General features: G+C 70.1%; 11 protein-coding genes. 6 read left to right on the top strand and 5 right to left on the bottom strand.

Going from position 1 to position 13912, the window contains the following annotated elements; all coding sequences use genetic code 11:
- The first annotated feature begins 140 nt into the window (after positions 1–140).
- Entirely contained in the window at positions 141–1262 is a 1122-nt protein-coding gene (locus EDD27_RS40115) for a DUF4190 domain-containing protein (protein ID WP_127937020.1), read from the top strand.
- Here EDD27_RS40115 and EDD27_RS40110 read toward each other — a convergent pair.
- Entirely contained in the window at positions 1259–1684 is a 426-nt protein-coding gene (locus EDD27_RS40110) for a sterol carrier family protein (RefSeq protein WP_127941286.1), read from the bottom strand. The genes EDD27_RS40115 and EDD27_RS40110 overlap by 4 nt on opposite strands.
- Positions 1685–1825: 141 nt before the next feature.
- Here EDD27_RS40110 and EDD27_RS40105 point away from each other — a divergent pair, with 141 nt between their 5' ends.
- Together EDD27_RS40105 and EDD27_RS40100 are read left to right on the top strand one after the other, a co-directional pair.
- Positions 1826–3871 carry a PhoX family protein gene (locus EDD27_RS40105; RefSeq protein ID WP_127941285.1) on the top strand — a complete coding sequence of 682 codons (2046 nt, stop codon included), beginning with the start codon at positions 1826–1828 and terminating at the stop codon, positions 3869–3871.
- Between the two features lie 35 nt (positions 3872–3906).
- Positions 3907–5787: an ABC transporter ATP-binding protein gene (locus EDD27_RS40100; protein WP_127937019.1), complete on the top strand. Its 1881-nt coding sequence runs from the start codon at positions 3907–3909 to the stop codon at positions 5785–5787.
- On the opposite strand, the gene EDD27_RS40095 is transcribed toward EDD27_RS40100, so the two are convergent.
- The gene (locus EDD27_RS40095; protein WP_127937018.1) at positions 5748–7160 is read right to left on the bottom strand and encodes an MFS transporter; all 1413 of its coding nucleotides are present in this window, start codon (positions 7158–7160) and stop codon (positions 5748–5750) included. The two genes, EDD27_RS40100 and EDD27_RS40095, sit on opposite strands and share 40 nt — an antisense overlap.
- Positions 7161–7233: 73 nt before the next feature.
- Here EDD27_RS40095 and EDD27_RS40090 point away from each other — a divergent pair, with 73 nt between their 5' ends.
- Both EDD27_RS40090 and EDD27_RS40085 read left to right on the top strand, forming a co-directional pair.
- Positions 7234–7872 (top strand): TetR/AcrR family transcriptional regulator, encoded by a 639-nt coding sequence (locus tag EDD27_RS40090; protein WP_241564901.1) that lies wholly within the window; start codon positions 7234–7236, stop codon positions 7870–7872.
- Positions 7873–7882: 10 nt separating this feature from the next.
- Complete coding sequence (locus tag EDD27_RS40085) at positions 7883–8629, top strand: methylenetetrahydrofolate reductase (RefSeq protein WP_206641864.1); 747 nt, start codon at positions 7883–7885, stop codon at positions 8627–8629.
- On the opposite strand, the gene EDD27_RS40080 is transcribed toward EDD27_RS40085, so the two are convergent.
- Genes EDD27_RS40080 through EDD27_RS40070 form a run of 3 tightly spaced genes read right to left on the bottom strand, consistent with a single transcriptional unit; the run spans position 8590 to position 12841 of the window.
- The gene (locus tag EDD27_RS40080; protein ID WP_127937016.1) at positions 8590–10059 is read right to left on the bottom strand and encodes an MFS transporter; all 1470 of its coding nucleotides are present in this window, start codon (positions 10057–10059) and stop codon (positions 8590–8592) included. The genes EDD27_RS40085 and EDD27_RS40080 overlap by 40 nt on opposite strands.
- A 60-nt stretch (positions 10060–10119) precedes the next feature.
- Positions 10120–10782 carry a Crp/Fnr family transcriptional regulator gene (locus tag EDD27_RS40075; RefSeq protein WP_127937015.1) on the bottom strand — a complete coding sequence of 221 codons (663 nt, stop codon included), beginning with the start codon at positions 10780–10782 and terminating at the stop codon, positions 10120–10122.
- Positions 10783–10816: 34 nt separating this feature from the next.
- Positions 10817–12841, bottom strand: a complete 2025-nt coding sequence (locus EDD27_RS40070; RefSeq protein WP_241564515.1) for an adenylate/guanylate cyclase domain-containing protein — start codon at positions 12839–12841, stop codon at positions 10817–10819.
- Between the two features lie 200 nt (positions 12842–13041).
- Here EDD27_RS40070 and EDD27_RS58060 point away from each other — a divergent pair, with 200 nt between their 5' ends.
- On the top strand, positions 13042–13875 hold the full coding sequence (locus EDD27_RS58060; RefSeq protein ID WP_206641862.1) for a collagen-like protein: 834 nt from the start codon (positions 13042–13044) through the stop codon (positions 13873–13875).
- Positions 13876–13912 lie beyond the last annotated feature (37 nt).

Genomic DNA, 13912 nt, shown 5'->3' with positions numbered 1-13912 from the left:
CCTCATCTTGCCCGCCGCCTCCTGCTTTGGTGCATGGTGACCCAAGTATGGGCGGCCTCTTACCGTGTCGTGTGGTTTAGCCGACGTCCTCCGCGCAAGGGTGAAGTATCCGGCATGCAAACCCGTCGGGAGACGCAGACGTGACCACATCTGGGGATCCGAACGAGCCCCGCCCGGGCAAGGACCCGCGCGAGGAACGTCCGGAAGAGGGCGAGCACGCGACCGAGTGGTGGCGCGAGGGCGGCGCCGCGGAGGACGAGCGTCCAGGGCAGGAGGAACGTCCAGGGCAGGAGGAACGTCCGTCCATGCCCGGACCTCACGAGCCCAGGCCGTACGAGCCGGGGCCGACGGGCGGCGACGAGACCCCGCCTGATTGGTCGTCGGCCGGCCCGCCCGGCGCCGGCCCCACGGGCGGTGTCGTGCCCGAGGAGGAACCGCCGGGCACACCTGACTCTGAGCCCAAGCCGCCGCCCCCTCCCGAGGTGGAGCCCGAGCCGCCGGCACGCGAGGGGGAGGAGCCGATCGCGCCGGCGCCGCCCGTGGTGCCGCGCCCTGACGTGCCGTCCACGCACGAGCCGCGCCCGGCCCACGAGCCCCGGCACCCCGACCTGCCCACCGCGCCCGAGACGCCGGAGCCGGCGGGCGGCGACGACGCCGAGGCGACCCAGGCGTTCCCGATCCCGGGCGCCACCCCGTCATATCCCGGCTGGGAGGGGCCGCCGCCGGAAGAGCCGCCGGGCAGGCCGGCGCCGTCCCGGTACGAACAGGGCGCACAGAGCGGCGGGCCGCCCGTCTCCCCGTACGGGCAGTACGGCGCCCCTTCGCAAGAGCCGCCCAGCGTGCCGGGCACCACCCCGTCCAGCCCGTACGGCGGCCCGCCGGGTTACGGCCCTCCGCATGCGGCCGGACCCCCGTACGGCCGGCCGGGCCCGCCCTACCCGGGGCAGGAGGACAGAACCGGCCAGGGCCTGGCCACGGCCGCGCTGGTCCTCGGTGTGGCCAGCCCCTTCCTGGTGTTCGTCTGCTTCACCGGTTTGATCACGGCGATCCTGTCGATCGTCTTCGGCTGCGTGGCACTCGCCAAGCAGGCGGGCAAGGGCCGCGCCATCGCGGGCATCGTGATCAGCGTCCTCTCCCTGGTCCTCTTCGCGATCGTGGCGCTCTGGTTCTGGAACGTGGTCCAGGACTGTACCGATCCACTCGGCCGGGTCTCCGAGCGCTGCTTCGAGGAGAAGTTTCCCTGGATAAGCGGGACCCGCTAACGCAGCGGCAGATGGGCTGACAGATCGGCGCGGGATCCGCTGGCGGAGACCGCGCCTTTCGCCATGGCCTCCTCCCACGTCAGCCGCCCCAGCGCGAGCTCGATCCAGGTGCGCCCGTCGGTCTCGACCACGTTCGGCGGCGTGCCCCGGGTGTGCCGGGGCCCGGCGACGGCCTGGACGGCGGCGTACGGCGGGACGCGTACCTCGACCGTCCTGCCGGGCGCGGCGGTGGCCAGCTTGTCGAGCAGGTAACGCACCGCCTGCCTGGCCGCGTCACGTTCCGGCCGCAACCCCCGGTCATAGGCGGCCAGCACGGCCGCGACGAGCGCGTCGGGCAGCGCGGACGCCGGCCCGTCGTAGGGAGGCTCGTCGAGGGCGACCAATTGGTCATCGAGGGCCGATTTCAGCTTTTCAGGATCCATCTTGCGTGCCGCCACCTCACTATTGTCTCCCGGGCAGCGTTCATCGAGACGGAGGTCTTCGTTCACCTTCGGTTTCAGCGGCGACCGTAGCCTCCGCGGCGTACAACCGCGCACATATCTGGAGGACCTGTGGCGAACCTCATGGGGGGACGGCAGCCGCTGCCGCTGCTTTCCACCCCGCACAAAGGTGGCCGATCCGCGCTGACCTGTCAGTTCCGCTGCGGCAACGCGTGCGCGCACGACGTCGGCAACACCTCTGACAACGCTTATTTCGGCGATGTGGTGAAGGAGGCGCTGTCGCGCCGCGGCGTGCTGCGCGCCGGAGCCCTGGGCGCTCTGGTGGCGGGCGTGGGCGTGGCCGGGGCGTCCCCCGCGCTGGCCGATGACCCTGAGGCCGCTGCCACCGCTCATGGCCCGTCCGGGAGCGACCTGCGTTTCACCCCTGTGGCGCCGAACAAGGAAGACGCGTTGCGCGTGCCTGACGGCTACAGCTCCTCCGTGGTGGTGCGCTGGGGCGACCCGGTGCTGCCCGACGCGCCGGCCTTCGACTTCGAGAAGCAGACCGCCGACGCCCAGAACAAGCAGTTCGGCTACAACTGCGACTATGTGACGCTGTTCCCGATGGGCCGCGACCGCGCGCTGCTCTGGGTGAACCACGAGTACAGCGACGAGAAGCTGATGTTCCGCGGGTACGCGAGTGGCGCCACCGCGACCGAGGAGCAGATCAAGATCGGGCTGGCCGCGCACGGCGGTTCGGTCGTGGAGATCGAGCGCGAGGGCGCCGGCCAGTGGAAGCTGGTCACCAACGGCCGTCGCCGCTACAACCGCCGCATCACCGCCCAGACCCCGATGAAGTTCAGCGGTCCGGCGGCGGGCAGCGCCCTCCTGAAGACGGCCGCCGACCCCCAGGGGCTCAAGCCGGTCGGCATGCTGAACAACTGCGCCGGCGGCACCACCCCGTGGGGCACGGTGCTGACCGCCGAGGAGAACTTCGACCAGTACTTCGTCAACGCCGACAAGGTCCCCGCGGAGCAGAAGCAGTACGCCACCCGCTACACGCTCACCACCGGCACCCCGTCGAGCAGCCGCCGGTTCGACCGTGTCGAAGAGCGCTTCGACCTGGCCAAGCACCCGAACGAGGCCAACAGGTTCGGCTGGATCGTGGAGATCGACCCGTTCGACCCCGACTCCACGCCGATCAAGCGCACCGCGCTCGGCCGCTTCAAGCACGAGGCCGCGACCACCACGATCGCCAAGGACGGCCGCCTGGTCGCGTACATGGGCGATGACGCGCGCTTCGAGTACGTCTACAAGTTCGTCTCCAAGGACCGCTACATCCCCGGATTCGACCGCCACAACCGGACGTTGCTGGACGAGGGCACCCTGTACGTGGCCAAGTTCACCGGCGACAGCCCGGCGTCCGAGATCGACGGCACGGGCAAGCTGCCCGCCGACGGCCTCTTCGACGGCTCCGGCGAGTGGATCCCGCTGGTCTCGGGCGACAAGTCGTTCGTGGACGGCATGACCGCCGAGCAGGTCCTGGTCTACACCCGCGTGGCCGCCGACAAGGTGGGCGCGACCAAGATGGACCGCCCGGAGGACGTCGAGCGCAACCCGGTCACCGGCGCCGTCTACGTGGCGCTGACCAACAACAGCAACCGCACCGCGGCCCAGGTGGACGAGGCCAACCCGCGTCCCTCCAACAAGCACGGCCACGTGCTGGAGATCGTCGAGCAGCGCAACGACGCCGGCGCGACGAAGTTCGCCTGGTCGCTGCCGCTGGTCTGCGGCGATCCGAACGACGCCGCGACCTACTTCGCCGGCTTCGACAAGTCGAAGGTCTCGCCGATCTCGTGCCCGGACAACCTGGCGTTCGACCGTGACGGCAACCTGTGGATCTCCACGGACGGCAACCAGCTCGGCTCCAACGACGGCCTGTTCGTGATGCCCGTACGCGGCAAGGAGCGCGGCTACCTGCGCCAGTTCCTCACGGTCCCCATCGGCGGCGAGACCTGCGGCCCGATGATCACCCAGGACCAGCGCAGCGTGTTCGTGGCCGTGCAGCACCCGGGCGAGACCGACGGCGCGAGCCCGGAGAGCCCGAGCAGCCGCTGGCCCGACGGCGACCAGCCGCGCCCGTCGGTCGCCGTGGTCTGGCACAACAAGGGCAAGAAGATCGGCGCTTGACCTCAACTTAACTTGAGGAACTAGATTTCCATGCCATGAGCATGGAAATGACCGCTTGGCACCAGCTGTATTCGATGAACAACCGGCCGGAGCGTCGCCCGCTGTCCAGGGCGACGCTCCGTCGCATTGCCGGCTTCGCCCGCCCGCACCGCCGGAGACTGGCACTGTTTCTGCTGCTCAGCGTGGTGCTGTCGGGCCTGGCAGTGGCCGCTCCGCTGCTCGCGGGACGTGTGGTGGACGCGATCTTCAACGCGGAGCCGCTGGACGTGGTCGTCGTGGTGGCCGTGGCGATCGCGGGCCTGGCCCTCGCTGAGGCGGGCCTGGGGCTGGTCAACAGGTGGCTGTCGGCGGGCATCGGCGAGGATCTGATCCTCGACCTGCGTACGGCGGTCTTCGACCACGTGCAGCGCATGCCGATCGCGTTCTTCACCAGGACGCGCACCGGCGCGCTGGTCAGCCGGCTCAACAACGACGTGATCGGGGCGCAGCGGGCGTTCACCGACACCCTGTCCGGCGTGGTCGGCAACCTGGTGACGCTCGCGCTGACGCTCACCGCGATGATCGGCATCTCCTGGCAGATCACGCTGCTCGCACTGCTGCTCCTGCCCGTCTTCGTGCTGCCCGCCCGGCGGATGGGCGTCAGGATCGCCCGCCTGCGCCGCGAGGCCGCCGACCACAACGCGGCCATGGGCACCCAGATGACCGAACGTTTCTCCGCGCCGGGCGCGACGCTGGTGAAGTTGTTCGGCCGGCCCGCGCACGAGTCGGCCGAGTTCGCGGGGCGGGCCAGGCGGGTGCGGGACATCGGCGTGCGCTCGGCCATGACCCAGTCGGTCTTCGTCACCGCGCTGACCCTGGTCTCGGCGCTCGCCCTGGCGCTTGTGTACGGTCTCGGCGGCTTCTACGCGTTGCGCGCTGAGCTGGCGCCCGGCGCGGTCGTGTCGATGGCCATGCTGCTCACCCGCCTGTACGCCCCGCTGACCGCGCTGGCCAGCGCCCGCGTGGACGTGATGAGCGCGGTCGTCAGCTTCGAGCGGGTCTTCGAGGTGCTCGACCTGAAGCCGCTCATCCAGGAGCGGCCGGACGCGAGGAAGGTCCCTGACGGGCCGGTCGCGGTCGAGTTCGAGGACGTGCGGTTCGCGTACCCGTCGGCCGACAAGGTCTCGCTCGCCTCGCTGGAGGAGGTCGCCGCCCTCGACTCGCGAGGCGGTGTCGAGGTGCTGCACGGCGTCTCGTTCCGGGCCGAGCCCGGCCAGATGGTGGCGCTGGTCGGCTCGTCGGGGGCCGGCAAGTCCACGATCGCGCAGCTCCTGCCCCGCCTGTACGACGTCGACTCCGGCGCGGTCCGGCTCGGCGGCGTGGACGTGCGCGACCTGACCTTCGACTCCATCCGCGACACGCTCGGCATGGTCACCCAGGACGGCCACCTGTTCCACGACTCGATCCGGGCCAACCTGCTGCTGGCGCGCCCGGAGGCGACCGAGGAGGAGCTCTGGGACGCCCTCACCAGGGCCAGGCTGGCGACCCTGATCCAGTCGTTGCCCGACGGGCTCGACACCGTGGTCGGTGAGCGCGGCTACCGCCTCTCCGGCGGCGAGCGCCAGCGTCTCACGATTGCCAGGCTGCTGCTGGCCAGGCCCAGGGTGGTGATCCTGGACGAGGCCACGGCGGCGCTCGACTCGACCTCGGAGGCGGCCGTGCAGGCGGCGCTCGGCGAGGCGCTCGCGGGCCGGACCGCCGTGGTGATCGCCCACCGGCTCTCCACGATCCGCGCGGCCGACCTCATCCTGGTGATCGAGGACGGCCGCGTGGTGGAGCGCGGCACGCACACCGAGCTGCTCGCCGCCGGCGGCCGCTACGAGGAGCTCTACCGCACTCAGTTCGAGGACCCCACAGTGGCCGGTGCCGCCGCCTGAGGTTCGTCCGTGTCCGTCCTTCCCCGCAGGGAGTAGAACGCGACCGGGATCGCCGTCAGCACCACCACCGCCGCGATCACCAGCGTGAACTGGTAGGCGTCGAGGAAGGCCGGCAGCGGCGGCAGGTCGCTGCCGCTCTGCCTGGAGGCCAGGATCGCCCCCAGCACGGTGATGCCGAGCAGCCCGAACACCTCGCGTGAGACGTTCAGCATGCCCGAGGCCACGCCTGAGCGGTCCTTGGGCATCCCGCTGAGGATGGTGGCGGTCAGCGGCACCAGCAGGCCGCCGCCGAGCCCGTACAGGATGAACCAGGGGGCCACGTCGGCGTAGTCGCCGTCGGCGCCGACGCCGGAGAGCAGATAGATGGCCGCGCCCATGAGCGCCATCCCGAGCGCCACCGTCGGGCCGATGCCGAGCCGCGCGCTCACCCGCTGGGACAGGATCGCCACTACGGCCATGACCAGGGCCATCGGCACGAACGAGGCACCCGCCTCGGTCGGGGAGAAGCCGAGCACGTTCTGCAGCCAGAGCGCGCTGAAGAAGTAGATCCCGAACACGCCGAACGACCAGATCCCGCTGGTGAGCAGCCCGCCGGTGAACGTCCGGGACATGAACAGCGACATCACGATCATCGGCTCCGCGGCCCGCGCCTCAGCCAGCACGAACGCCACCGCCGCGGCCGCGAACACGCCGAACGCGGCCAGGATCTCCGGCGAGGTCCAGCCGGCCCGCTCGCCCTCGATGAGCGCGTACGTCAGCGCGAACAACGCCAGCGCCGACGTGACCAGCCCGGGCAGGTCGAGGCTGTGGCGCAGCCGTGCGAACGTGGGCCGGACCACCCACAGCGCGAGCCCGAACGTCACCAGCCCGATCGGCACGTTGATCAGGTAGATCCAGCTCCAGTGCAGGTTCTCGCTGATGAAGCCGCCCGTCACCGGGCCGAGCGCCATGGAGAGCGCCCCCGAGGCGCTCCAGATGCCCACTGCCCGGCCGCGCTCGCCGGGCTCGGGGAAGATCTGCCCGATCAGCGCCAGCGCGGTGGGCGTGAGCAGTGCCGCCCCCACCCCCTGCACGGCTCGCGCCGCGATGAGCGCGCCTCCGCTGGTGGCGAGTCCGGCCGCCAGCGACGCCACCGTGAAGACCGCGAGCCCGCCGAGGAACACCCTGCGGGCTCCGAACACGTCCGCGAGCCGCCCGCCGGCCAGCATGAGCCCGGCGAAGACCAGGATGTACGAGCTCACGATCCACTCCAGCCCCGAGATCGTGAGCCCGAGCTCCCGCTGGATGGTCGGCAAAGCGACATTGCCCACGTTGTTGTCGAGATAAGTCATGAAGGTGCCCAAGGTCACCGCGACCAGCGCCCACCAGCGCATGACAAACGCCTCCTATACGCTGTACTTGTACGGCGTACAGTTCAACTTGTACGGCGTATAGTTGTCAACCGTGATGGGAAAACTGACCGCGCAGGCGATCGCGGAGCGCGCCCTGGAGATCGGCGACGCCGAGGGACTCGACGCCGTGACGATCAGGCGTCTCGCCACGGACCTGGGCGTGACGCCGATGGCCCTCTACTGGCACTACAAGAACAAGGAGCAGCTGCTCGTCGGCATGGCCGACCACCTGATCGCCGGCTTCGCGCCCAAGCCGGCCGACGAGCGCCCGTGGCAGGAGCAGCTGCGCGACCTCATGGTGGGCCTGGTCGGGACGCTGCGCGTGCACCCGTGCGCCAAGCACGTGTTCGAGCAGGTCGACGTGATCGCGGTGCCGAACTTCCTGGCCGTCTGGGACCAGGCCCTCCGGCTGGCCCGCACGGCGGGGTTCGGCGTGGAGGAGAGCTGCCTGATCAGCAAATACCTGCTGCAGAGCGCCATCGCCATCGCCGACGCCCCCGTGCACGTCCGGCCCGGTGAGGAGTACATCGTCCGCGCCAAGCGGGCCGGCCTGGAGTCGTTGCCCGTCGAGAAGTACCCGTACCTGGTGGAGATGGCCGGTCCTATGGTCGATGGAATGGACGCGGGGCTGTACGACACGTTCGGCGTCGACCTGGTCCTGAGCGGCATCGAGGCGCTCGCGGCCAGACGCTAGAGTCGTGATCGTGACCTTCGAGCTGATCTGCGAGATCGAACCTCCGACCAAGCCCGATCTGAAGCGCGTCAGGCACCAGATCGGCACGCTCAGCACCATCGCCCACTCGTTCCTCATCCCGGACAACCACATCGGCCGCGCGACCGTGTCGAGCGTCGCCGTGGCGCACGAGGTCCAGGCGATGGGCGGGCGCGGCATCGCCTGCCTCAACTCCCGCGACCGCAACCTGCTGGGCTTCCGCCGCGACCTGCTGACGGCGGCGGCGTACGGGGTGGACCAGTTCCTCTTCGTCTACGGTGACAAGCCGACGAGCGGCAACCGGACCAGCGACCTGACCGTCCGCTCGATGCTCGAGGAAGCCAGGAAGTTCTCGCCCGATTTCCGGCTCGGCGCGGCCGCCGGGCTGCGCCCGCTGCCGGCCTGGAAGCGTACGGCCGACTTCCTGTTCGCTCAGGTCAGCTTCTCGCTGGAGGCCCAGCTGCGCTGGCGCGAGGCCCACCCGGTGGACAAGCCGGTCTACGCCGGCGTGATGGTGCTGGCGAGCGAGCGCCACGCCCGCACCCTCGCCGCCGCGATCCCGGACATCGCCATCCCCGAGGACCTGGTCGAGCGGGTGGCCGCGGACCGCATGGCGGGGGTGGAGGCCGCCTGCGAGCAGGTCCTGGCCCTGCGCGAGTCCGGCGCCTTCGCCGGCGTGCACCTCATCCCGGTCACGCGCTACCGCGACGTGGAGTCGAGGCTGGCCACCGCCCTCTGAGGCCGGGCCAGGGCGGCCATCAGCGTGCCTGCCAGGGCCACCGCGAACAACACCGCGTACGCGTGCTGGAACCCGTCCATCAGCTGCCCCACCGCCACCGGCGACAGCTCGGACAGCGTGCCCGCGTACACCTGGGCCCGCAACCCAGGCCCCACGCTGCTGGTCAGCACGCTGAGCGACACGCCCACGCTGAGCACGACCCCGATGTTCATGACCATGACGCGGAAGCCGTTCACCACACCCAGGCTCTCCTGCGGCAGCGACCGCATGACCTGAGTGGTGTTGCTGGTGAGGAACGTCCCGCTGCCGCAGCCCGCCACGAAAAGCCCGATCCCGATCATCCAGTACGGCGTCCCGGGATCGGCCGTGAGCATCAGCGTGCCGAGCCCGGCGGCGCTCAGCATGGCCCCGCCGATGGACAGCACGTAAGGCGACACGCTCCGGCCCAGCATCCCCACGATGGGCGAGGCCAGCCCGATCCCGGCGGGCACCGGCAACACGCTCAGCCCCGCCTCGAAGGCGTCCAGCCCTCTGGCCGCCTGGAAGTACAGCGCCACCACCAGGATCAACGCCGAGCGTGCCAGCGCGTTGCAGAACGAGGCCAGGTTCGCGTACGCCAGCAACCGCCCGCCGAACAGCCGCATGTCCAGCACCGGATTGGCGGAACGCCGCTCGGCCAGGACGATGGCCGGCAGCAGCAGCGCGAACACCGCCGCCCCGGTCAGCACGACCGGGCTGGACAGCCCGCGGGAACCCGCCTCCGACAGTGCCAGCAGGAGCGCCGACAGCGCCGCGAACAGCAGCACGTTGCCCAGCGCGTCCACCGGCTCCCGCGGCCGCCTGGGCATCTTACGTAAGATCAACGCACCCCAGCCGAGCGCGATCAATCCGGCCGGCACGTTGACCCAGAAGATCCACTGCCAGCCGGCCGCTTTCGCGATCAGCCCGCCCAGCGTGGGCCCGGCCAGCTGCGCCACCGACAACGTGGCCATGTAGACACCCATGCCCTGGCTGAGCCGCTCCGGCGGGAACGCGTCCGTGATGATCACGGTGCCGTTCGCGAGGATCATCGCCGCGCCGATCGCCTGCAGCACCCGCATCCCGACCAGGAACCACACCTCCGGTGAGAACCCGGCGAGCAGCGAGGCCAGGGTGAACAGGGCGAACCCGCTCAGGTACACCTCGCGCCGGCCGAGCAGGTCGGCCACCCGGCCGAAGAACACCAGGCTGGCCGTGTTGACCAGCAGGAACGCCAGCAGGATCCACCCCGACTCCAGCGGGCCGGCGTGGAAGTGCCGCACCACCGTGGGCAACGCGACGTTCAGCGTGCTGCCGGCGATGCCGATGAGGACGAGCCCGAGGCTGGTGACCGAGCACACCCGCCAGGCGTAACGAAGGCGGCTGTCGTCTTGGGGGGTGACCGCGACCATGCCCTCCACTATGACGTACGACGTACGTCCGCTTTGTTGAAGGGCACTGTGTGAGGGAGGCTACCGAGCCCGTTTCTTGAGCCCGTCGAGGTCGTGGATCACCACGCGCCGCCGGCCGGTCTCGATGAGGCCGCGGTCACGCAGGGTGCGCAGGGCCTTGCTGACGGCCTCGCGGGAGGCGCCGGTCCATCCCGCCAGCTCGTCCTGTGACAGCGGCAACGCCACGCGGACACCGCTGTTGGTCTTCTCGCCATAGCGCTCGGCCAGCTCGATCAGCCGGGTCGCCACCCGTCCCGTGGTGTCGAACGCGCCGTACTCGATCCGCTTGCGGTCCGAGTCCCGCAGCCGCTCGGTGACGAGCTTCATGAGCAGCACCGCGATCCGCCCGTGAGTCTCCAGGAACGCCGGGAAGTCGCGCACCACGATCCCGGTGATCGGCTCCAGCGCGGTCACCGTGGCCGAGCGCGGGGAGCCGTCGATGGCCGACATGTCGCCGAGCAGCCCACCGGGGCCGCGCACGGCGAGCACGACCTCGGTCCCGCTGCTCGTGTGCGAGGAGACCTTCACCCGGCCTTCGAGCAGGACGAGCACCCAGTCGGACGTGTCGCCTTCGCTCATCACCGCCGTGCCGCGGTCCCAGCGCCGGATACGGCCGGCCGCGCGCAGGGCTTGTGCTTCCTCGTCGGTGAGCATGGACAGGAACTCACCGGGGTCTGGATTCATGCGCCCGATTATGTCGGTACGTGGGTCCGCTCTTCTACGACAATTCCGTCAGAACGTAGGCGGCCACAGGCTCTTCCTTGCCCTTGAGACTGAGACGCCCCAGCGGATTCACCTTCGCGCCGCGGCCCAGCTGCTTGAGCGTCGTCTCCCCGATGACCACGGTGCCGGGCTCGGCGATGCCCTCGAGCCTGGCGGCCACGTTCACGCAGTCGCCCATCGCGTTGAACCCGCGCAGTTCGGGACTGCCGATGTTGCCGACCAGGGCCGGACCGGTGTTGACGCCGATCCGGAACGTCGGCCACGGGACGTCGTCCACGCGCTTCCACGCCATCTCCTCGGCCACCTCGGCCGCGGCCCGCTGCATCTCCAGCGCGGCCTTGCAGGCGGCCCTGGCGTGCCCGGGCTGCGTGGCGGGGGCGTTGAACAACGCCAGCAGCGCGTCACCGACGAACTGCACGACCGTGCCGCCGTTGTTCAGGATGCAGGGAACGGCGGCCGTGTGGTAGCGGTTGAGCATCTCGACGATCTCGCCGGGCGTGACCTTCTCCGAGAACGTCGTGAAGCCCTTGAGGTCGGCGAAGAGCGCGGTCAGCTCCTTCAGCTCGCCGCCGAGCGCCGCCTGCCCGGGATCGGCCAGGAGCGCGTGCGCCACGTCGGGCGACATGTACTGGTGGAAGAGCGTGTGCAGCTCCCCGTAGAGCCGGGCGTTCTCCAGGGAGATGGACAACTGCCCGGCCAGCGTGGCGGCCAGCGCCTCGTCCTGGCGCGTGCGCCCGACGGGCACCTCCAGCACGCCCGCCAGCTTCCCCTTGACGGTCAAGGGGAAGCCCATCAATTGCTCGCGCCTGACCGGGTCGTCGCCGGTGAAGCGGTAGGAGCGCGAGCCGATCTCCGTCTTGCCGTCCGCCACGAGGGCGATCTTGACGTCGCCGAACGCCTGCCGCACCCGCTCCAGCGACGTGGCCAGCAGCTCCTGCTCGGCCAGGCCGATCTTGGTCTTGGCGCTCACGTCCACCAGCGCGGCCAGGCGCTCGGACAGTTCGCGCTCGTTGGCCAGCGCTTCGCCGGCCCGGTCGAGCACGGCGGCCTGGCCCTCGTTGAGCCGGAACTTGCCCGACAGCCGGGTCGCGGCCAGCGGCTCGCCCCGGCGTACGTGCTCGACCAGCTCCTCAAGGGCCCGGTCATAGTCCTCCTGGATGCGCCGCACGGTCGCCGCCAGCGCCACCGAGTCGAACAGGCCCGCGCTCGACCCCTCCCGCCTGAACTGCAGGTAGGCGCTGTAGGCCACGAAGACGAAGGCCATGGTCAGCAGCAGGTGCCACTCCCACCAGGACAGGGTCCAGTTGAGCTGCGACATCCCGGCGATCATGGCCTCGGCCAGCAGCGCGTACGCCGTGATCAGGCTGATCAGCATGGCCGACGGGCGCCGCCGGTGAATGAGGAACATCATCACGCTTGCCGCGCCGTACAGCAGGACACCCGGAACGGACGCCCAGGCGAACCAGGAGAGCGGCTCTTTGGCGGGCGCGTCACTCAGCGGCGTCAGCCCGGGGATCAGCGACGCCAGCCCCCAGACGATCATGAAGCCGAAGAGCACCGCGCGGATGAAGTGCTGGGAGCCCAGCACGCGCTTGGCCGCCTGCTCGCCCAGCGGCAGAGCCGAGGCGAACGCGAAGACGGCCGCGATCGAGAGCCCGACCTGCTGGCCCAGGTCGAACCCCATCGAGCCGGTCGGCAGGATGATCTGCGGGGTGGCCAGGCCGTGCATGAAGAAGAACCCGGCGCTGCTCAGGAAGACCATGGACACCAGGAACAGGCGGGCGTCCTGGCGCCGTCGCGACGCCTCGCTGATCATCACGCCGAGCACCACGTTGATCCCGGCCACCGCGATGATCATCCAGAAGTGGCTGGGGTTGTGGTGCCACATGATGTTGGTCTGCGGCTGGGCGAGCAGCAACCAGAGGCCGAGCAGCGGCAGGGCCAGGTGAATCCCCCAGACCACACCGCGGACGGGTTGCGTGGCGGGAGGCAGGTAGGGGGAGGGATCGGCGGTTGACACAGACCGATTATCCATGCGACATCGCCACCGCCAATGCGTCGTTTTACTCACCCAGGTCGAAGACAAACGGTCAATCAGTCAGTAACGGAATGTTTCGTGACAGATACGTTATGTAGTTATTGTCACCCCTTGGAACGGTTGAAACGTGAATCTCATGCACAACATGAGCAACACTCGTTCGTTCCTGGAAGGACAATGCCGTGGCCATCAAGGTTCGCGGTGGGCGTACGCTCACCCTCGCCACTGTCGGAGCGCTCGCCGCCTCGCTCCTCGCCGTCGGTGGCGTCGCCACCGCATCGTCGGCGGCCGGTGAGGTGCACGCCTGCGTGCACAAGAAGTCCCGCTACGCCCGCATCGTCAACCCGACTTCGAAGTGCAGGAAGACGGAGGAGCGGATCCTGATCGGCGGCGAGTCCACGACCGTCCAGCAGAACGGCTCAGGCCCGCAGGGCCCGCAGGGCCCCAAGGGCGAGACCGGCCCGGCCGGCCCTCAGGGCAAGCAAGGCCTCCAGGGCCCGGCCGGCCCAGCCGGCCCTCAGGGTCCGAAGGGCGACCAGGGCCCGAAGGGCGAGCAGGGTCTTCCGGGCAAGAACGGCGAGGACGGCAAGGACGGCCTGCCCGGTGCCAAGGGTGAGAAGGGCGACCGCGGACCCCGTGGTTACAGGGGACCGGAGGGGCCGAAGGGCGAGCCGGGCGACGGTGGCACGTACACGACCTACACCAAGACCGCGTCCCTGAGCTCGATCGGTTCGGCCACGGCTTCCTGTGAGAAGGGCGGCGTGGCGACCGGCGGCGGCTTCTCCTTCGGCACGCTCAAGAACGCCGTGGTCATGACCAGCGCCCCGGACGGCAACGGCAAGGGCTGGATGGTCGCCGTGGCCAAGGACGACAACGGCGGCGGCAACGACGGCCCCAATGGCGCCGCCCCACAGGGCACCCCGGCCCCGCAGGGTGCCTCCGCGTCGCAGGGCAGCGGCAACAACGGCACCTCCGTCAGCGGCACCGTCTACGTGATCTGCATGAAGAAGCAGTAACGCGAAGAGGCCGGCACGGGAACCCCCGGGCCGGCCC

Source organism: Nonomuraea polychroma (genome assembly GCF_004011505.1).
Classification (GTDB): domain Bacteria; phylum Actinomycetota; class Actinomycetes; order Streptosporangiales; family Streptosporangiaceae; genus Nonomuraea; species Nonomuraea polychroma.
Note: the sequence above shows the minus strand (reverse complement) of the source record. Positions and strands in the feature narration are given on the sequence as shown.